The organism is Rhizobium tibeticum (assembly GCF_900110205.1).
GTDB lineage: Bacteria > Pseudomonadota > Alphaproteobacteria > Rhizobiales > Rhizobiaceae > Rhizobium > Rhizobium tibeticum.
Genome location: NZ_FOCV01000024.1, coordinates 76,248 through 97,150 on the forward strand (window position 1 = coordinate 76,248; position 20,903 = coordinate 97,150).

18 protein-coding genes and 5 pseudogenes are annotated in these 20,903 nt (G+C 57.4%); 7 read left to right on the forward strand and 16 right to left on the reverse strand.

Annotation, left to right across the window (positions count from 1 at the left end; genetic code table 11):
• Positions 1 to 117 precede the first annotated feature (117 nt).
• The 4 genes from BSG20_RS23670 to BSG20_RS23685 all read right to left on the reverse strand — a co-directional run bounded on the left by BSG20_RS23670 (position 118) and on the right by BSG20_RS23685 (position 3,132).
• Entirely contained in the window at positions 118 to 909 is a 792-nt protein-coding gene (locus tag BSG20_RS23670; RefSeq protein ID WP_072379200.1) for an amino acid ABC transporter ATP-binding protein, read from the reverse strand.
• A complete protein-coding gene (locus BSG20_RS23675; RefSeq protein WP_072379202.1) occupies positions 906 to 1,574 on the reverse strand; it encodes an amino acid ABC transporter permease in 669 nt (222 codons plus the stop codon). Before BSG20_RS23675 ends, BSG20_RS23670 begins: the two co-directional genes overlap by 4 nt.
• On the reverse strand, positions 1,571 to 2,212 hold the full coding sequence (locus tag BSG20_RS23680; protein ID WP_072379204.1) for an amino acid ABC transporter permease: 642 nt from the start codon (positions 2,210 to 2,212) through the stop codon (positions 1,571 to 1,573). Before BSG20_RS23680 ends, BSG20_RS23675 begins: the two co-directional genes overlap by 4 nt.
• Positions 2,213 to 2,304: 92 nt before the next feature.
• Positions 2,305 to 3,132 carry a transporter substrate-binding domain-containing protein gene (locus tag BSG20_RS23685; protein ID WP_072379235.1) on the reverse strand — a complete coding sequence of 276 codons (828 nt, stop codon included), beginning with the start codon at positions 3,130 to 3,132 and terminating at the stop codon, positions 2,305 to 2,307.
• A gap of 225 nt (positions 3,133 to 3,357) precedes the next feature.
• On the opposite strand from BSG20_RS23685, the gene BSG20_RS23690 reads away from it, so the two are divergent.
• Both BSG20_RS23690 and BSG20_RS23695 read left to right on the forward strand, forming a co-directional pair.
• Positions 3,358 to 4,086, forward strand: a complete 729-nt coding sequence (locus BSG20_RS23690) for a UTRA domain-containing protein (protein WP_072379205.1) — start codon at positions 3,358 to 3,360, stop codon at positions 4,084 to 4,086.
• Positions 4,087 to 4,097: 11 nt separating this feature from the next.
• Positions 4,098 to 5,048, forward strand: coding sequence for a LysR family transcriptional regulator (locus BSG20_RS23695; RefSeq protein ID WP_072379207.1), 951 nt, complete (start codon positions 4,098 to 4,100; stop codon positions 5,046 to 5,048).
• A 588-nt stretch (positions 5,049 to 5,636) separates the two neighbouring features.
• Here BSG20_RS23695 and BSG20_RS23705 read toward each other — a convergent pair.
• Together BSG20_RS23705 and BSG20_RS23710 are read right to left on the reverse strand one after the other, a co-directional pair.
• Positions 5,637 to 7,541: an adenylate/guanylate cyclase domain-containing protein gene (locus BSG20_RS23705; RefSeq protein ID WP_072379209.1), complete on the reverse strand. Its 1,905-nt coding sequence runs from the start codon at positions 7,539 to 7,541 to the stop codon at positions 5,637 to 5,639.
• 101 nt (positions 7,542 to 7,642) lie between these two features.
• A complete protein-coding gene (locus BSG20_RS23710; protein WP_072379211.1) occupies positions 7,643 to 8,161 on the reverse strand; it encodes a SixA phosphatase family protein in 519 nt (172 codons plus the stop codon).
• A 223-nt stretch (positions 8,162 to 8,384) separates the two neighbouring features.
• Here BSG20_RS23710 and BSG20_RS23715 point away from each other — a divergent pair.
• A pseudogene (locus BSG20_RS23715) lies at positions 8,385 to 8,765 on the forward strand (transposase); the annotation flags it as partial.
• Positions 8,766 to 9,438: 673 nt separating this feature from the next.
• Here the strand turns inward: BSG20_RS23715 and BSG20_RS23720 are convergent.
• From BSG20_RS23720 to BSG20_RS23750, 7 genes are all read right to left on the reverse strand, one after another.
• The gene (locus BSG20_RS23720; RefSeq protein WP_143147519.1) at positions 9,439 to 10,032 is read right to left on the reverse strand and encodes a hypothetical protein; all 594 of its coding nucleotides are present in this window, start codon (positions 10,030 to 10,032) and stop codon (positions 9,439 to 9,441) included.
• 29 nt (positions 10,033 to 10,061) lie between these two features.
• On the reverse strand, positions 10,062 to 10,709 hold the full coding sequence (locus tag BSG20_RS23725; RefSeq protein WP_093041408.1) for a hypothetical protein: 648 nt from the start codon (positions 10,707 to 10,709) through the stop codon (positions 10,062 to 10,064).
• A gap of 73 nt (positions 10,710 to 10,782) precedes the next feature.
• Complete coding sequence (locus BSG20_RS23730) at positions 10,783 to 11,214, reverse strand: hypothetical protein (protein ID WP_072379217.1); 432 nt, start codon at positions 11,212 to 11,214, stop codon at positions 10,783 to 10,785.
• Between the two features lie 214 nt (positions 11,215 to 11,428).
• Positions 11,429 to 11,791, reverse strand: coding sequence for a hypothetical protein (locus BSG20_RS23735; RefSeq protein ID WP_143147520.1), 363 nt, complete (start codon positions 11,789 to 11,791; stop codon positions 11,429 to 11,431).
• 49 nt (positions 11,792 to 11,840) lie between these two features.
• Entirely contained in the window at positions 11,841 to 12,764 is a 924-nt protein-coding gene (locus BSG20_RS23740) for an SGNH/GDSL hydrolase family protein (RefSeq protein ID WP_072379221.1), read from the reverse strand.
• Positions 12,765 to 13,525: 761 nt separating this feature from the next.
• On the reverse strand, positions 13,526 to 13,870 hold the full coding sequence (locus BSG20_RS23745) for an antibiotic biosynthesis monooxygenase family protein (RefSeq protein WP_072379223.1): 345 nt from the start codon (positions 13,868 to 13,870) through the stop codon (positions 13,526 to 13,528).
• A 409-nt stretch (positions 13,871 to 14,279) separates the two neighbouring features.
• Positions 14,280 to 14,681 (reverse strand): hypothetical protein, encoded by a 402-nt coding sequence (locus BSG20_RS23750; RefSeq protein WP_072379225.1) that lies wholly within the window; start codon positions 14,679 to 14,681, stop codon positions 14,280 to 14,282.
• Between the two features lie 824 nt (positions 14,682 to 15,505).
• Here BSG20_RS23750 and BSG20_RS23755 point away from each other — a divergent pair.
• From BSG20_RS23755 to tnpC, 4 genes and pseudogenes are all read left to right on the forward strand, one after another.
• Complete coding sequence (locus BSG20_RS23755; protein WP_072379227.1) at positions 15,506 to 15,721, forward strand: hypothetical protein; 216 nt, start codon at positions 15,506 to 15,508, stop codon at positions 15,719 to 15,721.
• A 522-nt stretch (positions 15,722 to 16,243) separates the two neighbouring features.
• Positions 16,244 to 16,507 (forward strand): annotated as a pseudogene (locus BSG20_RS23760) (transposase); the annotation flags it as partial.
• 115 nt (positions 16,508 to 16,622) lie between these two features.
• Positions 16,623 to 16,950 (forward strand): annotated as a pseudogene (gene tnpB, locus BSG20_RS23765) (IS66 family insertion sequence element accessory protein TnpB).
• 71 nt (positions 16,951 to 17,021) lie between these two features.
• A pseudogene (tnpC, locus tag BSG20_RS23770) lies at positions 17,022 to 18,332 on the forward strand (IS66 family transposase); the annotation flags it as partial.
• A 19-nt stretch (positions 18,333 to 18,351) separates the two neighbouring features.
• On the opposite strand, the gene BSG20_RS23775 reads toward tnpC, so the two are convergent.
• From BSG20_RS23775 to BSG20_RS38910, 3 genes and pseudogenes are all read right to left on the reverse strand, one after another.
• Entirely contained in the window at positions 18,352 to 20,427 is a 2,076-nt protein-coding gene (locus BSG20_RS23775) for a recombinase family protein (protein WP_072379237.1), read from the reverse strand.
• Entirely contained in the window at positions 20,420 to 20,596 is a 177-nt protein-coding gene (locus BSG20_RS37690) for a hypothetical protein (protein ID WP_244541402.1), read from the reverse strand. The genes BSG20_RS23775 and BSG20_RS37690 overlap by 8 nt, the downstream gene beginning before the upstream one ends.
• Positions 20,597 to 20,774: 178 nt before the next feature.
• Positions 20,775 to 20,819: pseudogene (locus BSG20_RS38910) on the reverse strand (hypothetical protein); the annotation flags it as partial.
• Between the last annotated feature and the right edge of the window lie 84 nt (positions 20,820 to 20,903).

Genomic DNA, 20,903 nt, shown 5'->3' on the forward strand with positions numbered 1-20,903 from the left:
AGCGTTGCGGACACCGGTCCGTAAAGGCTTGCGGCAGATTCTCGCCCGGTCTTTCCAAACGCTTGGAGTGTTCGCCCGACAACATCGCCGTGCATCCGGGCGTTTTCTGGCCGCTCCTCAGAGCAGCATCGATGCTCCGCGATCGAGATAGGTGTCGAGGAACTGTTCGAGCCGCGCATTTCTCGGCTTTCTAAACACCTCTTTCGGAGGGCCGGTGAAGACGATCTTCCCGTGGTCAAGGAATGCGATCTGCTGCCCGACTGTGGCCGCAAAGCCGATTTCGTGCGACACGACGACCATTGTCATGCCTTCGGCCGCGAGATCGCGCATGACGTTCAACACCTCGCCCGTCAGCTCCGGATCGAGAGAGGAGGTCGGTTCGTCAAAGAGCATGATCTTTGGCTTGAGGGCAAGCGCACGCGCGATCGCCACGCGCTGTTGCTGCCCGCCGGAAAGTTGCGATGGATAGTGCCCTGCCCGGCCTTCCAGGCCGACTTTCACGAGCTGAGCCATCGCCCGTTCTTCGGCATCCTTGCGGCTCATCTTGTGAACGGTCTTCAGCGCCTCGCTGACATTTCCGAGCGCCGTCATGTGCGGCCAAAGGTTGAACTGCTGAAACACCATACCGATCTGCGCGCGGATCGCTCGGTTGGCGGCAGGCGCAATGCGCTCGCGAACGCCTTGTGCATTTTCGGTAAAACCCAAGACCTCGCCGTTGACCGTGATCGTTCCGGAGGTTGCTTCCTCAAGAAACGCCATGCAACGAAGAAGCGTGCTCTTGCCCGAGCCTGACGGGCCGATCAGGCAGGAGACCTGCCCCTGCGGTATCTCGAGGTCGATATTTTGGAGCACCGTCGTGTCCCCAAACTTCTTGACGAGATTTTTGACTGCGATCGCGGGGAGGCTCATGCGTTAAAAAACCTGAATCTGGTGAGTTTCGTTTCTACGAGATGGCCAAGCCGCCCCGTGATTTCCACAAGCACCCAATAGAAGAGCGCCAGCACGGAGAGGGCTTCGACGAAGGCATATTGCTGGGCGCCAATGGCGCTCAGTGTTGCCGTCAATTCCGGAACGGTGATGATCGAAAGGACGGCGGTCTCCTTCATCAGGAGAACCGCCATGTTGAGCGATGGCGGCAGCACCAGCATGGTCATCTCGGGCAACAGGATGCGCCTGATGATCTGTCCCTGCGTCAGGCCCACGCACTCACCTGCCTCGATATGACCCTTTGGAACGGCCATGAAGCCGGACCGAAAGATCTCGCTGTAGTAGGCCGCACCATAGATCGAGATGCCAATCAGGCCGGCGGGCAGCGGATCGAGTGACAGGCCGATGAACGGACCGCCGTAGTAGACCAAGAATATCTGGATGAGGAACGGCGTGCCGCGCAGCACGGCGACGATTAGACCAAGCGCCTTGTCGAGCAGGACGCCGCCGAACCGCCGGCCGACAGCGACGAAAAATCCGAGGATGGCGGCGACAATCGTTCCGACGATCCAGATCAGAACCGTGACACCGGCGCCACTTATGATCGCCGGCAGCTGGTCAAGTATGACGTTGATATCGAAAGTCATCGCGGCACTCCGGGAAGAGAGCGCTCGATGAAATCGCCGGCAAGCGCCACGATCCAGTTGATGACGAGATAGATGAGGCCTGCAGCGGCAAATATCTGCAGCGGCAGGAAGGTGCTGCCTGCGAGGTCTTGCGCCATGCGGGTCAATTCGATGACGCCAACGACGGAAACCAGCGACGACGCCTTGAGGATGAGGATGGCCTCATTGACCAGTGCCGGGAAAGTCAGCCTCAGCGCGATCGGCGCCTTGATGCGACGGAAGATCTGGCCCGGCGTCAGGCCCACCATCTCGGCCGATTCCACGAGACCGGTCGGGACGCTTGCAAACCCGCCGCGCATGTTCTCTGCCTGGTAAGCCGCCGTGCAAAGCGAAAGGCCAACGATCGCAGCAACGATGCTCGGCACGTTCAACCCAATCGCCGGCAACATGTTGTAAATCAAAAGCAACTGCACAAGCAGAGGCACACCGCGGAAGAAACTGATGAAAATTTGTGCGGGAACAACGAAGAGCCCCTTCTTCGACAGCAGCATGCCCGAAAGAAGGATCGCGATCGCAAAACCGATCAAGATCGAGACGACGCTGAGCGCCACCGTGTAGATCGATGCGTAAAGTAGCAATTCAAAGAGTTTGATCGACATGTCCCGTTTTTGCCCGCCTGGCTGTCATGGAGACCCGATGGCGTCTTCGATTGCGTCCCTAGGCCGGGGCGCAATCGACGATCAGGTTGATTTTAGAATGCGGGGTCCTTGACGGCATCAGGCGTCTCGAAGGTCGCGCCGAACCACTTCTTCTGCAACTCGGCCATGCGGCCGTCAGCCTTGATTTTCAGAAGCGCCGCATCGATCGCATCCATCAGAGGCGCATGATCGGTGTCTTTCAGTCCAATGAAGCCGAAATAGGACTTCTTGCCGAACGGCGGCAACACGACTTCAAAGGTCCCCTCGCGCTGCTTGGCAACGAAAGCGATGTTCGGCAGCGAGTTGGCAACACCGGCAATGCGGCCGGCAGCGAGGTCGGCGTAAGATTCAGTGAAGGCCGGGTATTCGCGGACATCCACCTTCGAAGGCAGCGTTGCCGAGAATTCCTTCAGCTGGTCGAGCTGCGAGGTGGCCTTGCCGACGCCGATCGTTTTGCCGGCGATATCGTCCGGCTTGCTGATGGTCGTGTCGCCCGCCTTCTTGAGGATCGCGATCGTCGCTTCAGCAATCGGGGGCGTGAAACGGTAACGCTCCATGCGCTTCTTGGTAATGGTGGCGGGGCCGGCGACGACGTCGAACTTGCCGGCTTCGAGTGCCGGGAAGACGCCGTCCCAAGGAAGCGCCACCCACTCGATCTTAACACCGAGCTCCTTGCCGATTTCGGCAAAAAGATCAACGTTCAGACCAGCATGCTCGCCGGCATCGATAAAATCAAAGGGCGCAAAGGCGGTTTCCGTGCCGACCTTGAGGGTGCCGGCGGCCTTGACGGCGGCGAGCGTATCTGCGGCATGCGCAGACAGTGTCGCCCCCAAAAGAAGCGTAGCGCCGACGAGGCCCTTAAGCAATGAACGTGCGATCATGATTGTCATCTCTCCAGTTTCCACACCCGCCAGAGCGGGTTCGAGTTCCCGATTTCAGTCCCGTGTGCTGACTCTTTGGTCCGCTTTTGACTATACAAATAGATATAGGCTAGCCTAAGGTGTCAACGTCAAAGTCAGCGAACGCAATTTTTATGCCGAACGGCTGCTTGGAGGCGCGAGTTTCGCGTTTGCATCGTTTCGCCTGCAGGGTGATGAGGTGGCGTATTGGAGCCAATTTATCTCAGGATATTCAAGGATATCGAGACCAAGATCCTGAGCGGCGACTGGCGCCCGGGCGATCGCATTCCGAAAGAGCACGATCTGGTCAACGACTACGGCTGTTCGCGCATGACTGTCAGCAAGGCGTTGACCGCACTCGTCGAGCGGGGTCTTGTCGTACGAAAGCGGAAAACGGGGTCATTTGTCGCCTCGCCGCAGATCGACCGCACCGTCATGGATATCCAGGATATCGGCACCGAGGCAACTTTGGCGGGCTATGAGCATCGGTATGAGATCCTGACGCGAAAGGTCGAAACCCTGGGCCCAGTTGAGGCCGCCCAGCTCCATGGCACGACGGGTGCCGAAATTTTAAGGATTCAGTGTCTGCATATTGTCGACGGGAAGCCCACGGCAATCGAGCGGCGGATCATTCTGCTGGATACGGTGCCGCTTGCGAGAAACGAGAGCTTCGTGGCCGTGCCACCGGCGAAGTGGCTTCTGTTGCAAGTGCCCTGGTCCAAGGCCAAGCATGTGATACGGGCAGTCTCGGCCGACGCTACGACCGCACGCATTCTGCAAATCGAGCGTGGTGAGCCCTGCCTCAGTCTCATTCGACAGACTTGGCAGAATGACCGCATGGTGACCTATGTCGAGATCACGCATCCTGGCGACCGCTTCCAGTTTGCGGGCGTCTTTCATCCGGCCGAGAAGCGGGCGTCACGCCGGCAACCATAAAGGGCGACGCGGTGAGCGACGAGCAGATATTCCGGGGGATTCCTCTCAAAGGCCTACAGGCGTTCGAAGCCGTAGGACGCTGCGGCAGCGTGACGGCTGCGGCAGCGGAGCTGAACGTGTCTCCCGGCGCGATCAGCCAGCAGATCCGCAAAATCGAAAGCTTTCTTGGCGTAACCCTTTTGGAACGCAGTGGCCGAACCGTCGAATTGACGCAATGGGGACGGCTCTACCACCGCGAGATATCGAAGGGCTTTGAGCAGTTTGCGCTCGCCGAGCAGGTGTTGGAGCGCGCACGCAACGAGAATGCGCTCGTCCTCAGCGCACTGTCATCCGTCGTCAACAAATGGATCGGCAGGCGCATCTTTGACTGGCAAGCGCTGCATCCCGATGCACATGTAAGGGTCACCGGCCGCGACAAGGAGCCGAGAATGGGCTTCGACGAGGTCGATTTCCGCGTCAGCTACGGATCCGATGTCTTGCAGCATGACCACTATACCGAGTTGTTTCGCGATTGGGTCGTACCCGCCTGCTCGCCCGCGCTGATCGACGGCCGCAGCCTTTCGCCCGCCGAGTTGCTGTCCTGCCCGTTGCTGCATGTCGAATGGGAGCGACACTTCACGCCCTACCCCAGCTGGACGGAATTCGCCGCCAAGATCGGCACCGGATTCAAAGGGCCGCCTTCCGGCTTGTCGTTCACCTTATCGAGCAGCGCCATTGACGCTGCCGTCAACAAGCGTGGCATCGTGCTTGCGCAGATGTCGATGATCGCGGACGAACTGGAAGCGCAGACACTGGTCATTCCGGTGGATATCAGATTGCCGTTGCGCGAGAGCTATTTCCTCGCCTGGGACCGATCCGCGCTACAAAAGCCTTATGGCCCGGAGTTTCGCGACTGGGTCATTGCCATCTCCCGACGGCAGGCGCAGATCTCAGCGCCATCCATTTTATCCGAGCCAAAATAAACCCTCTTCCGGCTCACAGGGTGCTTGATCGCAGAATTGGCAGGTCCCCACGTCCATTTTCGATGCCGGTTCTCCGAAAATCAGACGTGACAGAAAACGGATTCTTTCAACGGTATCCGCCCGAAGCACTCGTTCGCCTAAGGCCCTAATTCACCACGCAGGTGCTAGGCGTCATCGCTGAAGCCGGCTCCTTCGCTCCAACAGGGGTTCGTGCTCGACCAGCTGCTTACCTGTGGCACTGAGGATGTTTCGTCGACCGTTTCCTCGGCTACGCCGAGCTCCCTGAATCTCCGATCCTGATCGGTCGCAAGGGCAGCAGGCTCGCGCCTGTAAAGCTGCAAGAGGGTGCTCCATTCGGCGTAAGTGAAGTCTCTCCGGGCGATCGTGATAGGTGCCTCTCTGTCCAGATTAACGATAGCACGATTTTCTCTTTTGAAGGCAGTGACAGCCCGTCATCGAATAGGTGCTCTATTTCTGGTCTTTAGGCTCCCACCGTCGCAGCAAACCGAGGGTGATGGGCGCCGTTCATGCAGTTCCGGTTGCCGAAGGTACGGCGGCGGGCTCTGGCGCATTTGAGACGCACAGGGATCACTCACCTGGCCCTAGCCTGAAAACGTTCGTCGCCTCATGGCGGCCGCGCAACACATGCTGGCCGACAGGTCGCGCCGGGCATCCGGAACCGGCAGATCGCAGCACGATGTCGCTGACCAGAATGACCGCTTGGTCGTCGTCGGTCATGCACGCTTTGGCGACCTCCTGGAGGCGTTGCGCAGTGTTCACGACATCCCCGACCAGCGTATAGTTTATGCGCCCAGGAGCCCCGATGTTTCCCACCATCGCGGGGCCAGCATGTATGCCTATCCGGATTCTCACGGGCGGCATGCCAAGTCCTCGTCGACGCCGATTGTCGACGACAATCGCCGCCGCAATGGCGCTCGCCGCGCGACAGGCTCGGGCGGAATGGTCCGATTGCAATTCGGGCGCTCCCCAAAACGCCATCAACGAGTCGCCGATGTACTTGTCTATGGTGCCGCCTTCCGCCTCCACGCAGGCGGCAAGGAGCTGGAAATGCTTATTAAGAAACGCCGCCGCATCGGACGCCGATAGCCGCTCGGCGAGGCTCGTGAAGTCGACGATGTCGGTAAACAAAACAGTGACATCCCGCTCTACAAGCGCTGTCGCCTGTTCGCCCTGTGCCATAAGCTGCTTGACCAGGCGTCGAGGTACGTAGGTCTCGAACCAGTGCAAGGTCGCTATGAGCGCATTGTAGGCTCGGATCCCCTCGTCCAGTTCACGAAGATGACTGCCGGCGAGCGGCCGGGCAGCCGTGAGATCGAGCGTGCGAATTGCGGACGTTGCGCGTGCCAGGCGCATAATCGGTTTTCCGATCGCGTAGCCGACCAGCCAGGCACAGGCGACCGAAGCTAGCACAGCCGCGAGCCCCAGCCAGGCCGCTTGCTCGAGTCGGCGCACTTCGCCGCCAACCTCGTCGAGCGGTAAATAACGGCCGACGACCCAAGGCTGATCGCTGTATCCTATGATGTCGCGATAGATGAAGACATAGGAAGCGCGATCGACGGTGACGATATGGCTTTTCGACTTACCTACGAAAGGTGCCGCGCCCGCTTCGAGGTCCGTGTTCCAGATCGACGCCAGCACCCGATCTCCGATCTCGCTAACTTCGGGAAGGGGCTTGTCGCGCTTGAATAGCTGAGGGTTGTGGGCAAGCGCCGCATGGGCGAGGACATGATTGCGGCCGAGAAGTATAAATGCGCCGGCATCTGATCCGGCGGGCGAGTCGGCGAGAAAGCGTGACAGCTCGGCGACCGTGACCGTGGTCAACAAAATCCCGAGAAAAGAACGCTCATGCCACAATGGGGTACGAACATTCAGGAGAGGCTGCTTCAGCCGTTCGCTCCAGACAAGCTCTCCCCAGACGGGGCGGCCTGCGCGTCGCGCCATCTCAAAAGCATCGTCCAGGCCGGGTACGGTCTGCATGTCGATCTTTCGAAAGACGACTTCGTCGCCATTGCGTTCGACGCGTAGCTGCTTCAGATCGGTGCGGATGAGGGCGAGCGCGGCTATCTGCGGGATGCCGGCGAGTGCCGCCCGAAGCTGACTCATGGAGGCCGCTTCATCCTGCGGGTCGAGATCGCCGTCGAGAAAAAGCTTGGCCAGGAATTCAGACTGGTCGCGGGCTGGATCGAGGTGCAATCGAGTTCGTTCCACAATCGTGTCCATAATTCGCTCACTGCGGTCGCGGACGAGTCCGACTGTGTTCTGACGGCCGCTTTCCAGGGCGAGGATCAGCGCTGCTGCGGTGACCGCGATGATGAGTCCGAACGTGGCCGCCAATGCAATGTGTATGGGGATGCGGCGTAGACGCTTCGATGAAGCCTTGTCGCCACTATTGCGCCAAGCCTTGCCGCCACCCGCCAATCTAACCCTCGGCAGGCGTTTCCAGGCCAGCAATTTCGGACCGACAATAGACATCCGACGATCAGCGAACTGCGAGCAAGAAGAACGGCGGGTGTGGTCAGGGACGCCTCCGTGAAATCGCTCGCTTGAGGGTTTGATGCTTTTAGCTTCATTTCTCAGTAATGAAGATGCAGCACGACCGGTGCCTGTTCCCCTTTCGGGATAACCACGAACAGATTGTCAAACGCGCTTCGTTCAATCTTGATTTCCTCGGAATCTCCCAGCGCCGCGAGAATCTCTGGAATGGTGCTCCAATGCCCCACAACAAGCACTTTGTCCTTGCCGTGCTCTGAACGGAGTAGATGGACCAAACCGCCACTGTCCTCATAAGAATGAACACGAATTTCGAGTCCAAGGGCCTTCGCCAGAGGCTCGGCCGTCTCGACCGTGCGCCTAGCTTGCGTGGCATAGACGGCGGTGATGCCTGCATCCTTCAGTCGCTCAGCCAGCATCCTCGCTCGTTGTTGTCCAGACTCCGACAGCGGGGTTTCGTCGCGAATCTCATCGAGGCTCAGTGTTGATGGCGGATCGGTGTGCCGAACGATGTAGATCGCCTGCTGCGCGCCGACTGACTGGGGCATTACAAGGCTGCCGGCAGCCAAACCGATCAGCAGCCGAAGGGTCCTAGCTTTCATGGCCGTGCTCCCTCATCCGTTCTTTCAGGGGAAACGAGCGATACTACCATGCAACACAGGTTGCAGACAGCAATCTCTACCGCCGGGTCGAGACAAGAGGGCGACAGCAGAATTCCGGAGTTGGGGTGGACGGCTCCCAACGGCACGCAATGTGCCAGGATGAGTTCGTTGAAAGCTCAATCGAGGGAGACCGTCCGTGAAAGAGATTATCCGAATTGGCATGGATGCGTCAAAAAGCGTTTTCCAATTGCATGGCGTCAATGCCGTTGGCGCATCGCTTTTGATGATGAAGACCCCAGATCCCAAGATTGTTTAAGTCTGGTCGAGATTTTGCCGCCTGGATTGGTCTCACACCAACAGACCGTTCGACCGCTGGCAAGGTCAGGCTTGGGGTGATCACCCGTGCGGGCGACGAAATGCTGAGGAGCGCATTGGTGGTTGGCGCAACTGCTATTCTTCAGCATATTAGAGCGGGTCGAAGCAGACATACTTCACGTTGCTCACCGAACTCCTGCAACGGAAGAAACCGAAGCTGGTTGCGGTGGCGCTTGCCAACAAGATCGCCCGTGTCGCCTGGAAGCTCATGGTGAGCGGCGAGAAATATCGGCGGGTGGATGCCGACCTCGCCGTCAAGGTAGCTCAGAATCTCTCGCTGCTGATCGTCGATCCCAAGAAACCGTGGACTGCCATTAAAGGCCTTTGCCTAGGGATGAAGCAGCAATCTGTGGACCGCCGGGCCCGATCGCGACATCGTCCGTCGAACAGTGTCGCCCACCCGGACGACGCCAACGTTCACATCCCCTCCATCCAAGATTCCGGCAAAGCCATCCTCCGCATTCCGTGTACCTAGCAGACAGTCCTACCGGAGTAAATAGATGCAGTCTCCGACCTCGGGCCGAAACCAGTTGCTGTCGGATCTCCGGCGGTTCTATCGAGGACGTAGCCCTCGGCGAATGCTTACAAGCCGAAGCCTGACCCGTGAAAAGGTCACGAACGCGACGCTGAAGCGTCACGTTGCCCTTTGCGGACCGACCCTACCAAGAAAGGTGACGTAATGTTGGATGTGAACATTGAAAAAGCGTTGGAACTCGTTGAAAAGGCGTTAGTTTTAACCGATCAGCTAGACCTAACGCGGCGTCAAACTAGCCTCGATGGCGTCGTTCGCTCTCCCGGTTGACTTGCTCATCCGAGCGAAGAAGCTTTTCAGCTGTACGCCTGCGCCGCCGATCGCCGCCATATGCCAACTTTACCCTTTCGATCGGATGTCTCAACGTCAATCATTGCGATGCTCGTAAGTCAAATCGCTCGAGCATCGTTCGAAGTTTCTTGTTCTGCTCAACGAGGCGCTGCCTCAGTATACCCTTCAGGCGTCGATTTTCCGCATCAAGGACGGCCAAAACATCAGGATCCACTTCCTCAACAAGATCTCTTGCCTCGTTGAGGGAAGCGTCAGCGGTGCTAAGAGCTCGCAGATCACGCTTTACAGTACGTTGACGCTTAGTCACTCGGGCAACTCGACGTGTCGGCCCGGCATTTTCGGCGGAAGCCCCAGAGCGACTAGCAGCGTCGTCCACCTTCCTTTGGGTCTCGAACACCGCATCCAGAGACAACACTTGTGGCGGTTTGGGTTGGTCAGTGCCGTGGTCATTAGTGACACTGAACTCCGGTTGCTTATCCTGGCCTATCTCCGCACTGTCGCTCGGTACTGCTACGTCATTCTTGGGCGACACAAATAGGTGTTCCGTCTCGGCCTTTGCCTCACGCACAAGCGCCTTAAAATCGGTGTCTCCCCAAATTGACTTCGGCGCTACCGTCGATCGCCGACGTGATGACTTAACTTCGACAACGAACCTTCGTTGTTGCGTTCTCATTTCAATCCAATCCTTGAGGGCAAAATTGCTCAGGAAACATCGAAACGCTCAAGCATCTTTTTCAGCTGATCGTTCTGTAGTTTCAGCTTCTGAGCTAGCTGATTTCGAAGTTGTTTGATGTCCTCATCTAGCCCAGTTACCTCGCCGATGAAAGGGTCTTCTAGTGGTGGTGTTTGAACTGCTCGATCCGTTTCGGATGAAGACTTGACGCGCAGCTTGTTAATTGTCCGTACCTTCCGCGAGAGTTTTAGACGCGGCTCCTGCGCAGATGCAATAGCTGCGGCAGTTAGCTTGGTCTCGGCATCTGGCGTGTCGAAGTGACGGGCAGGCTCACCACGCGAGCGACGCTTGGCCGGGGCGCTTTCTGCATCACTGAGTTGGGTGCCATCGTCTGAACCCTGCGGGGTCGGTTCAACTGCGGTAGTAGACTTATCATGACTGTGGCTATCGAGCTCGCTGCTTTCTGCCAGCGAAGACGGTGGCGGATCCGCTGGTGTCTGCGGCGCTTCCAACTCCTTTGCTTCAGCAGCAGGTTCGGCGGAATTCTCATCCGTGTCGGGAGTTTGCCTCCGAGATACGAGCCCGGTAATCAACTTCCATGGTGACTTCATAGGCGGATAAACCTCACGCAACAGCACGACGATATTGCCGCGGTTTTCGAACTGGGCTCGCGACAAGAGCCCAGTCGACAGTTCGTAAATTGCCGTCTCGAATTAGATATTGATTTCGCGGCGGACCTAGCTGGATCGCTCAGTCCAGCCCAAGACGCTTGCGGAGGTCGGCGTTTTCCGCACGAAGCTTTTCTGCAAGAGACTTGCGAAGTCTTTTGTTCTCTTCTTCGAGCTGCAGGAGATCCGCAATGTCGTCAAGCGTCGTAGAACTCCCGCCTGCCGTTGCTGCTTTCTGCTTTGCCGACGATTTCTTGGAAGCCACATTGGGAGCGGCCGAATTCTTCGGCTTCCTGCCGGGCCGATTCCCTTTCGTGACTGGTGCTACCTCTGCAGCAGCAGCTGCCTCACCGCGCTTTCTGTGTCCCCGCGGTGCGCTTGTCGTGGCTTCCTTCGATGCAGCTACACTCGCCTCGATAGCCGCTTTTGTACGGCGTGGGGCACGCTGTTTCTTCTCGGGCTGCGCGTCTGGTGTAACATCGGTAGCAGGGCTGGAATTAATGTCGTCGGCCATTGGTTTCTCCCTCAGTAGGCGGGAGTGTTTTCAACTGGACGCGCTTGCGTGTCAATAAGTGCTTTTTTTTGCAGGGGGTGCGGGATCTGACTAAAGCAGAAATGGAAGACTTTGTCCGTGCAAGGCGCGAGCGTCTATTGCTAATCGCGCAGATACCGCACGAGAGCTATGATGAGCGGATTGATTTGATGTTGAGGTATTGGTGGCACCGCAGTCAACGGCTGGTCTTTTCGGCACCACTAAGCGGGTTTCCGAACAGATCGGTAGGCGCCGTGCGATCGCCAGCACGAGGCAAATCGGCAATCTTGCCGCTGAATGACCGGGCGCTATTGGGCTTTCCCGCCCACAACGCAATTGAGAGCTTCTCACCCGCTTTGATGTCGCGATGTGCAACAACGTAGCCTTGATGGTCTGGCGCACTTTCACGCCCCATCTTTTCGTTTTCGAAAAGACTTACTTCCCCTGGTTTTGCGTCGTATGGCATTAGAACCCTCGTGATCTCCTGCAACAAATGCAGATAGATCGATACGGCTGAAGTCAATTTCGCATAAACGCCCGGTGCGAGACGCTGTCTCACCGAGCGTCTGGATGGAGACAGGTCTTTCGCGAGACCTACTGACTTAGTGCTAAACTCCTGGCTCGTCGTCGCTGGCGCGATCCTCTTGCAATCGCTGTATCCAGAAGGCATCAAATTTCCGGGCCAACCTTTTAAATCCAGTATCTGTGGGATGGAGTTCATTGCTCCAATCGCGCGCGTAAGCAGCATTGGTAAATGTACCTTGGGTATCGATGACCGAAAACCTGTTGCTGCCCTCGCTCTCCAACCGCTTCAGCATTGTGCGAAATTTCTTCAGAGCATCTGAAACGATGATCTTTCCGTCAGCAATACTCCAGCCTCGCGACTTCAGCGATGGGTATAGCCAAGGCCCAGCACACAATGGATGGCGATTGTCTGGGGTTGGGAAGTCGTAGGTATGTGCGAACACGCGCACTCCAGGCGCGTATCGGTCGCGGATCTCAAACAAAGTGAGATAGTTTACCTCCGCAACACCGAGAACCCGGTCAAACTTTGAGACATTCAATCCTTGTTGGGGTGGTTGCCCTTCATTGAACTTGAGAAAGTTCACGAACTGATCCCCGGCAACGTCGTTTCCGCCTGCAGAACAGAAAATGGCGTCCGGCTTCCCATTGAACCAATTCCCCGGGTTTGAAAGCGCACGGACCAGCCGCTGTTGCTTTGGCCCCGACATCATATCCGTGGTCGCGTCGCCATGATGCGCCAGGCGAAGGATCAGCTTTTCATGATCATGCATCAGTTCGAGCTGGGCAATGATGTCTGTTTGTCCAAGCGCGATATCGTTGACCAATGGATAGTCGAACCAGGAGTCGCCAACAGCGACAGCTGTGTAAGGCATTGCGGAGCGAAGGCCGGTCGCGGCAACCGCTCGCATGACAGTCGCGACCTTCTCCTGGTGCTCGTGGATTCTTTGCTCAATATCCTCCTCGATTTGCCTTTTAGCTCTGGCATAGACATCGAGCCCCTCCACCATACTTGCCTCCGTTTGGCTATGTGCGCATGGAGAACGGTAAAGCACCAGTTTCTAATATTCAAATCACGGTTGCATATCGCAGGGAACCTGCAGTCGTCGCTCGGCCAATAATCCGACGCCGCCCAAGCGACATTGGCCTTCCATCAGAAATTGGCGGCGAATGGATACTATGAACAGAGCTTCGTCGCCCAGTATGGCGACGCCGCCCTCGAAGAGGCGAAAACGAAATTGAAGGACGCCTGCAGTAGGTGGGTTTCCCCCGATGTCAATCTAAGGCACGCGCGTCATTGAGAACGCCCCGAACGCGAAGATAGAAGCCATCACCCATGATGTGCCGACAACACCCTGTTGAGTTGTCGGAGCCTCCAAGTTCCCGCAACGCCGGAGCTACCCTCGTCGTTCTTTCTTTACGCAGGGCCCGGATTAGGCTGGCTAGTTGCGTTCGCTATCGCGTGAAACCGCCCGTCCCATGCGTTGAGTTCATCCAGCGGTCGTTGCGGCGCCCCGCTGTCAGAGCCTCATTCCAGAATGGCAGCGGCTAGGCCTATTCTCGGACTTCGATTGGCTGGGTCATCGTATCGACGACGCCCTAGACGTGCCCGCTTCTCAACAGGTGGTAAAGGTCTTCCAACATCATCTCTGCATTCTCCCCCCGGAGCAGACGGCGCGAGTTTGAAGCGCTCAGCGAGAATAATAACAATAAGGTTTGAACATGAGGCTTAGTCATGTATGGCCTGGACCGGTCTGTGGCGGACAAAAAATCATCGCACTTTGACAACATCCGCTTCAAATCCGTAGGCTCTCTGAACAAGTCCCACGCGGATCTCATAACGCGTGTACCAGTCTGCCCGGCCCCGGCGTTGCGCCTCAACGTGATCGACAACGGCTTTCCATGCTCGGATGCTTTCCTCGTCCCTCCAATAAGAGTTGATTATGCCGAAACCATCAGCACGGCGGGCGCTTTCGAAACCCAGAAAGCCAGGCTGCTGCTTTGCCAGTTCCACCATCGCAACGCCGATTTCACCATAACCGTCTTCGACGTCCGTTCGTTGCGATGAGAAGCAGACCACGTAGTAGGGTGGTGCAGGCAAGGAAGCGATAGACATGCCGACCTCTCGTTGCCAACGGCAGCTTTACAGGAATTACCGGATTCGATCGCCATCCTTATACCGCAGCCATGCTACTCCAACCGTGATGCAATACACGAGCGCCAGCATAAAATGGTAGATTGGAAACGCTAAACGATCGATGATAGGACCAGCACCATGATCGCGCTGATCGATGATGCAATGATGACGGCAACCACATACGTGAGACGGAACATAAGCACGACGAGGGCCGCTGCCTTTGAGAACGTAACACCCTGCCCACATTGGCGTCGGGCTCAAAGAATTTGCCGATGATCCTATCTCACCGATAGCGACCATCGCTGAGATACGAGCTTTCCTGCGTCCTGCTGTAACGTATCTTGAGCGCTTCAATCTCCCGTTCGTCGACGTGGTGCCGTTAACCGCCTTATTCGGCAGCTACTAGAAAGAAGCTATTCTGCGAGGAGGAGGCTAGCGCATGAACTCTGGCTTCAGCCTTGGCAATCAGCTGATAGAATTCGTCCTGCGCTTCGACATCCAACTGGATGACAGCGTTGACATCGTCTGGTGTGTCACAGACGCAGGCGACTGCCGAGATAGGACAGATGCCGCCTGGATAGCGTTTGCCGGTGCCGGTATAGGCGCGGCGGCCCCAGCGCTCCGAATAAACAGTCTCTTCGCGGTCGAGGTGCAGAATGGTCCCCTTACACGCGGTGACGATGGCGGCCTTGCCGTAAGCGAACCAGTGGTAGTTCAGCTTCCGCAGAACATATTTACCCGTGATGTCCTCGCCCGCCAACTCTGCCGGGTCACTAATCATTCTGATCATAATGGCTTACCTCTCATCGCTCGCTAGTATCCGTCAGGACTGCTGCCGCGGCAAGACAGAAAAACGTAGCATTCGGAGTGACTTAGTCACAAAGTGTTTCCAATTCTTACACCGCTTCGAGCACCGATTCAGGTGGCTGGTAGCGTTCTGGAAGAGCTGCATCAGCGAGGTCAATTCTTCAGCGGCGGCAAACGTCAGGGAAAAACGTTGGGTTGATTTAGATCCGGACGCTGGGCATCACGTACTCCTGCCGGGCGAAACAACGTCGAAATCGTCACTTCATGCGCACCGGTACTGATGAAGCTGATGTACGACTCGGGCTGCTTGGGATGCCATTACACGGGTTCGCCGCCGGGAGAATCGATAAAGCGAGACGCGGAGCGACAATTGCCGCGGGCGAACTCATTTTCCAGCAGGCCCCATCATGCGGGAGACCGTGGACGAATAGCGAGAGGTGGCCTCCCGACGGTAATAGCGGGAGGCAACCGTGCCTTCCAGTCGGAGCCGACAGAGAAGGGTTGCGATTGGTTCTGACAACGTCGACCGAACCGAGCGCGGTTCGAATCTCGCGCACGGTCGAGGAGGCACAATTGCCAGCAGTAGCAGGGCCCGACTGACATGCCCGACACGTGCCGTCAAGGCGAACGCTAACGCCCCGGCGCTGAAGCGCCGAGCCTGTCGATGGATGTTCACGGTTAACCCCTCAGTTGCCCGCGAGGAACATCGTATGTTTTACTGTTACGTCAATTCCGAGCCTTAAGACATCGTTAACACAGGCTGTTGATGGGCCCGGCACTTAACCAAAATGAACGGAGATCGATGGCATGCATACGTTCACCGTAACCGTCACGTCAAAGCTGCAAGCAGACACAGTCGAAGAAGCCGCCTTGCTCTTTTACCAGCAGCTCGTAGTGGGCCCGCCGCCACTTAGCTTTCACGTAATTGATGAAGCTAACACGACCACAGAGGTGATGCTCGATCAGGTAAGGGCGGATGAGTTCGCAAGCATCGATCACACTGTAGATCCAGGCAACTGGTAGATCCTGCAAGACCGCACGGCTCCCAAAACTTTCAAGGGGTAAGCACGCCGTCGCAAGTGCATTTTTTGAACCGCGCAAGTTATCGTGATACTTCGCAAAGAGGGCAGTCTCGGATCAGAGTTTACTCACTTCAAAGACCCGCGACATCGAGTTCGTCAGATATTCAATCTGGCTCCCATGTTTTGACCTCGAATCCACGTTTTCTGACGCTGTGCATTAATTAAGACGATTAAACTCTTGTTCGCAAACGATGCTGTTATGCCAGTCAAACCGCTGAGTGCAACAATACCAATCTTCATTCGATAGTTGAAAATTGATCAATGCAGGCTCGCCGGGCAAGTTCGAATTCGCGATCTTTAGTTATGCGGTGTTTGCTCCCACCTTCCGGATCGCAGGTTGATCGGTGATGTTTCACGCCCACCGAGGGCTTCGACATATGACGATTACAGGGTTTACACATAGCACCAAGGCTGATGAGCCAGTGCAGCGTTTTGAGGTCTTCACGGGCTCCGCCGCCGCGACTGGAGCGATGAAGAGAAGGACCGGTTAATCGCGGAGAGCTACACCGGCGAAAGATCGGTGAGCGCAGTTGCGCGGCAGCATGGATTGTCGCCAGGTCAGCTGTTCACATGGCGACGCTTGCCCGCAAGCCACTGGATGCGGTCGCCGATCATGTTCCGATGTTTGTGTCAGCGGCTGTGGGCGTGCGACGAGAACCTGTCCCAAAGAAAGCGAGACGGATGCGTTCGCCGAGGAAACCAACTGCGGGTGCTGGTATTGAACTGAAGATTGGTGGAGCCACGTTGCGGATTGCATCCGGCACTGATGCCGCGACAATCGCCGCCGTCATCCAGGCATTGCGGGCTCAACCGTGATTAGCCCATCCGGCGCGGTAAAAGTCATGATCGCCACCAAGCCTGTCGACTTCCGCAAAGGTGCAGAGGGGTTGGCGGCGCTGGTGAAGGCCGAGATGGGAGCCGACCCGTTCTCCGGCACGATCTATGTGTTCCGGGCCAAGCGAACCGACCGCATCAAACTGATCTTCTGGGATGGCAGCGGCGTGTGCCTGGGTCGCCAAGCGGCTTGAGGATGGCGAGTTTCATTGGCCCCGAATGCAGGACGGCGCAATGCATCTGACATCCGTCCAGTTCTCGGCTTTGTTCGAGGGGCTGGACTGGAAGCGAGTCCATGCGACGGGCCAGGCACGCGTTCCGGAAAAGGCCGGATAACGACCGCGACCAATTGAATCAGCCGCACTCGGCGCCTCGTTTTGGAGCGCAAAATATGCTGTTCTCGACCCATGACGATAACGGCGGACGAGCTTCCGGATGACCTGAACGCGCTGAAGGCGATGGTGCAGCAGCGCCACGGCTTCGGTCGCCGCGCCGAAACGCTTCCCGAGGATCAGCTTCTCCTTGGGCTGGAAGAAGCCGAACAGGTCGAGGCGGAGGCTCTTGAAGCGAAGGAAGAGGCGTTGGCCGTCGTGCGTCAGGCACGCGTTGCCAAACGGCGAACGAACCGGGGGGCGCTTCCTGCCCATCTGCCACGCATCGAGATGATCGTCGATATCGATGACCTGCCTGCCCAGGCTGCCGTCATGATCTGCATCGGATCGGCGAAGATGTCAGCGAGAAGCTCGACATCGTTCCCGCCCAGTTCCGGGTTCTGGTTGTTCGTTGACCAAAGTATGCCTGCCGGGCTGCGAGGATGTCGTCGTCCAGACTCCGGCTCCCGCCCGGCTGATCGAGGGTGGCATTCGCACCGAGGCAACCGTCGCCCAGGTTCTCGTCTCCAAGTATGCTGACCACCTGCCCCTCTATCGGCAGACGCAAATCTACAAGCGGCAAGGGATCGACCTCGACCGCTCGACGCTCGCGGACTGGGTCGTTCGTGCCGCCTGGCACCTTCGTCCGGTCCATCAGCGACTGCTCGATGTGTTGAAGAAATCATCCAAGCTCTTCGCGGACGAGACGACTGCACCGGTGCTCGATCCGGGGCGCGGCAAGACCAAGACGGGTCAACTCTGGGCGTATGCTCGCGATGACAGGCCATGGCAGGGCACCGATCCGCCCGGTGTCGCATATGTCTATGCGCCGGATCGCAAAGCCGAACGCCCGATGGCGCATCTCGAAGGCTTTATTGGTGTTCTCCAGGTGGACGGCTACCGCGGCTATCGCCCGTTGGCTGCCAGGAACACCGTGTCGCTGGCTTTCTGCTGGAGCCATGTCCGTCGGCGCTTTTACGAACTGGCGGCCGCTGGTCCGGCACCCATTGCCACCGAGGCGCTCAGACGTATCGCCGAACTCTACAAGATCGAAGACGAGATACGTGGCCGCACGCAGGAAGAGCGCTACACCGCTCGTCAGGAAAAGAGCCGTCCGATCACCGATAGCCTCGCTCCTTGGCTACGTGAACAGCTTGGCCTCATCAGCCAGAAGACAAAGCTTGCCGAGGCAATCCGGTACGCCCTGTCCCGCTGGGATGGGTTGACCGGTTCATCGACGACGGTCGGATCGAGATCGACTCCAACACCGTCGAGCGGTCAATCCGCCCAATTGCTCTCAATCGCAAGAATGCACTCTTTGCAGGTTCCGACGTTGGCGCGTCATACTGCTCATCTGATGATGTCCTTATAATAAAAGGGGATTTTGAACCAGATCCTGAGATCTCGGGCGCCGTGATCGCCTGGCATCGGCTTCGCGGCGCACGGCGTCGTGCTGGAGGTCGGAAATTCGGACGATCCAAGGCGCCCCGGTACATAGCTGGCGCGCCGGAAGGACGCCGCTGCTGACCATCCGATAGGCCGTAGCTCGACTCACCTTCAGAATGTCCGCGACCTCATCGAGGGTTCTCTCACCGCGTTCGGCCCGCTCACCTTCTCGATAGACGGAGATACCATGGATGTTGCGAAGACTGCAGACGTGGCTTCGTGTCCAGCTGGCGCCATGCCCGGTCCGCTTGCCGGAACGGTTCAGGATCGCTGCGATTGACAAATCAGGTAACTGCCTGGCCAAAGCGCGCACGAGATCAACGACATCAGCTTTAACTGCCCAGCGGGTCTGGCCGATCTTGTTCTTCCTCACTGTCATCCGGGTATGATCGCCACCTTGCCAATGAATGATGATCGCCAATGTGTCGTCGACGATATCGACGATAATTTCCGTGATCAGTAACCGAATGATCTTTTTGCGCGTCTCGGTGGACACACTGGGGCTGTCCCATGCCTGCCCCAGGTCGCTACCCAGCTTCATCAGTCTTGCACGGTCATCTGCCGATAGTGCGGGCATGTCACGGTCGGTCGAGAGCGTGTCAAGCTCGATCTCTAGGTCACGCAATTGGATCAGCTTCTCATTCCAGCGCCTTTCCAACTCGCCCGCGACCAACCGGTTGTCGGGATCGACAGCGTCATACTGGCGGCGCGCCCGGGCAGCCTCGTATTGTGCTTGCTTGATTGAGTTCTCGAGTTGCTGATGCTTATCGCTATGACGCTGAGTGTGCGCCTCCATTGCTCGCAAGGCCGCCTCGATTCCGAGAGGTTGCAACCGTTCGAGAACCTCCTGCGCGACGGCCCGATCAACTCGCATGCCACCGAAGCCGATACAGTTGCCGACCGCCATGTCGCCGAACGTGCCGCGACAAACATATCGCTGCGTATTGCCGCCTTTCCCAGAGTATTGAATATGCAGTCGGCGACCGCAGCGACCGCAGCGGAATAGTCCGGGCAATAAAGCTTCGCCACGTCTTATCGAACCTCGTCCCATGTAGCTTTTTCCATTCGCATTCTCGGCGATCAGATGCTGATTCCTTTCAAACTCGGCCCAGCTAATATAGCCTTCATGATGGTCGTGGATCAAAACCTCCCAGTCCTTCGAATTACGCCGCAACGTATCACGGGTGACCCGTTTGCGCCCATCCTTGATCATCACACGTGTCGCACGCCGGCCGTAGGCGTAGGAGCCGGCGTAGACCGGGTTTGTCAGTATGTGATGAAGGGTGTGATAAACCGGAGCTTTCCACTCGATCGGCCGTTTGCCGCGCCCTTGAATGACAGACGGGACCAAGACATTCTCTTGCCTGAACCAGATCAGCACTTGGCGGACGGTCTGCAGTTCGGCGAATTTGCGAAAGACGAGCAGAATGCTCTCCTGAACGCGCCGATCTGGATCCTTCTCGACACGGGCATCATCCGTCTTCACGTATCCGACGGCAACGGTGAGATAAAGGTCGCCGCGCCGCGCCTTTTGGCGCATGGCCTCGACCGATCGTTGCCGAAACACGGATAACTCCATCTCGCTCATAGTGCCCTTCATGCCAAGAAGGAGACGATCGTTAGGCGAGCGCGGATCGTAAATAGCCTCTTCATCGACGATCAGAGTGCCGACCAGACCACAAAATTCCAGCAAGGTGTGCCAATCACGGCCATTGCGCGCCAGACGTGAGGCCTCAAGCGATACGACTGCTCCCACCCGACCTTCACATATCGCCGCCAACAGCTTCTCGAATCCCGGACGGGCCGTGCCACCTCCGGATCGTCCAAGGTCATCGTCCACGATCTCGACGGTCTCCCAACCCAACTGTCGAGCACGCTCGACTAAGCTGTACTGCCGTCTTTGGCTTTCCAGATTATTGGCAACTTGGTAGGCCGTCGACTGACGGACGTAGACGAAGGCGCTAAGGCTAAGATGGTCGGCAGTGATCTTACTCATTGCCCGCCTCCATTCCGCCGTCGGCGCACCGCTTGCCGGCCAGCTTTGCCGCCGCTTCTGTCAACAGTAGTTGCAGGAGTGTTAAGGCTTCCCGGCGCTGGGTGTCGCTCAGGTCTACCGGCCGGGCTGTCACGAACAGATCCAATTGCATGCGAAATTGCTTTCTCATGGCTTATCCCTTCGGCTTCTTGCACCGAGCGACAGGGTACGAGAGAATCAATGAAAGCGCGCAGTTCAATAAGCTTCGTTGCCGAAAGGCGCGGCTCGGTTACAATCTCGATCGAACCTGCCGCAGGATCAAACATCCATGCGGGGATGTGAAATGAGCCACCATGGACTTGTCGAATCAGCAGATAATGAACACCTTCGTGCTCATGGCTGCCGGTTACCAATACGGTTTGGTCAACCAGTGGATGGAAGGGATAAGTGACCTTGGATTCGAATGCCAGAAACCCGGCATTATGAACCCGGCTCCG

What these genes read in the sequence shown, in the direction of transcription:
- BSG20_RS23720 (WP_143147519.1), bottom strand. Translation starts at nt 10,032, where the DNA reads ATGAGAACGCAACAACGAAGGTTCGTTGTCGAAGTTAAGTCATCACGT.
- BSG20_RS23750 (WP_072379225.1), bottom strand. Translation starts at nt 14,681, where the DNA reads ATGATCAGAATGATTAGTGACCCGGCAGAGTTGGCGGGCGAGGACATC.
- BSG20_RS23730 (WP_072379217.1), bottom strand. Translation starts at nt 11,214, where the DNA reads ATGGCCGACGACATTAATTCCAGCCCTGCTACCGATGTTACACCAGAC.
- BSG20_RS37690 (WP_244541402.1), bottom strand. Translation starts at nt 20,596, where the DNA reads ATGAGAAAGCAATTTCGCATGCAATTGGATCTGTTCGTGACAGCCCGG.
- BSG20_RS23670 (WP_072379200.1), bottom strand. Translation starts at nt 909, where the DNA reads ATGAGCCTCCCCGCGATCGCAGTCAAAAATCTCGTCAAGAAGTTTGGG.
- BSG20_RS23745 (WP_072379223.1), bottom strand. Translation starts at nt 13,870, where the DNA reads ATGTCTATCGCTTCCTTGCCTGCACCACCCTACTACGTGGTCTGCTTC.
- BSG20_RS23705 (WP_072379209.1), bottom strand. Translation starts at nt 7,541, where the DNA reads ATGTCTATTGTCGGTCCGAAATTGCTGGCCTGGAAACGCCTGCCGAGG.
- BSG20_RS23755 (WP_072379227.1), top strand. Translation starts at nt 15,506, where the DNA reads ATGCATACGTTCACCGTAACCGTCACGTCAAAGCTGCAAGCAGACACA.
- BSG20_RS23680 (WP_072379204.1), bottom strand. Translation starts at nt 2,212, where the DNA reads ATGTCGATCAAACTCTTTGAATTGCTACTTTACGCATCGATCTACACG.
- BSG20_RS23675 (WP_072379202.1), bottom strand. Translation starts at nt 1,574, where the DNA reads ATGACTTTCGATATCAACGTCATACTTGACCAGCTGCCGGCGATCATA.
- BSG20_RS23710 (WP_072379211.1), bottom strand. Translation starts at nt 8,161, where the DNA reads ATGAAAGCTAGGACCCTTCGGCTGCTGATCGGTTTGGCTGCCGGCAGC.
- BSG20_RS23740 (WP_072379221.1), bottom strand. Translation starts at nt 12,764, where the DNA reads ATGGTGGAGGGGCTCGATGTCTATGCCAGAGCTAAAAGGCAAATCGAG.
- BSG20_RS23685 (WP_072379235.1), bottom strand. Translation starts at nt 3,132, where the DNA reads ATGATCGCACGTTCATTGCTTAAGGGCCTCGTCGGCGCTACGCTTCTT.
- BSG20_RS23775 (WP_072379237.1), bottom strand. Translation starts at nt 20,427, where the DNA reads ATGAGTAAGATCACTGCCGACCATCTTAGCCTTAGCGCCTTCGTCTAC.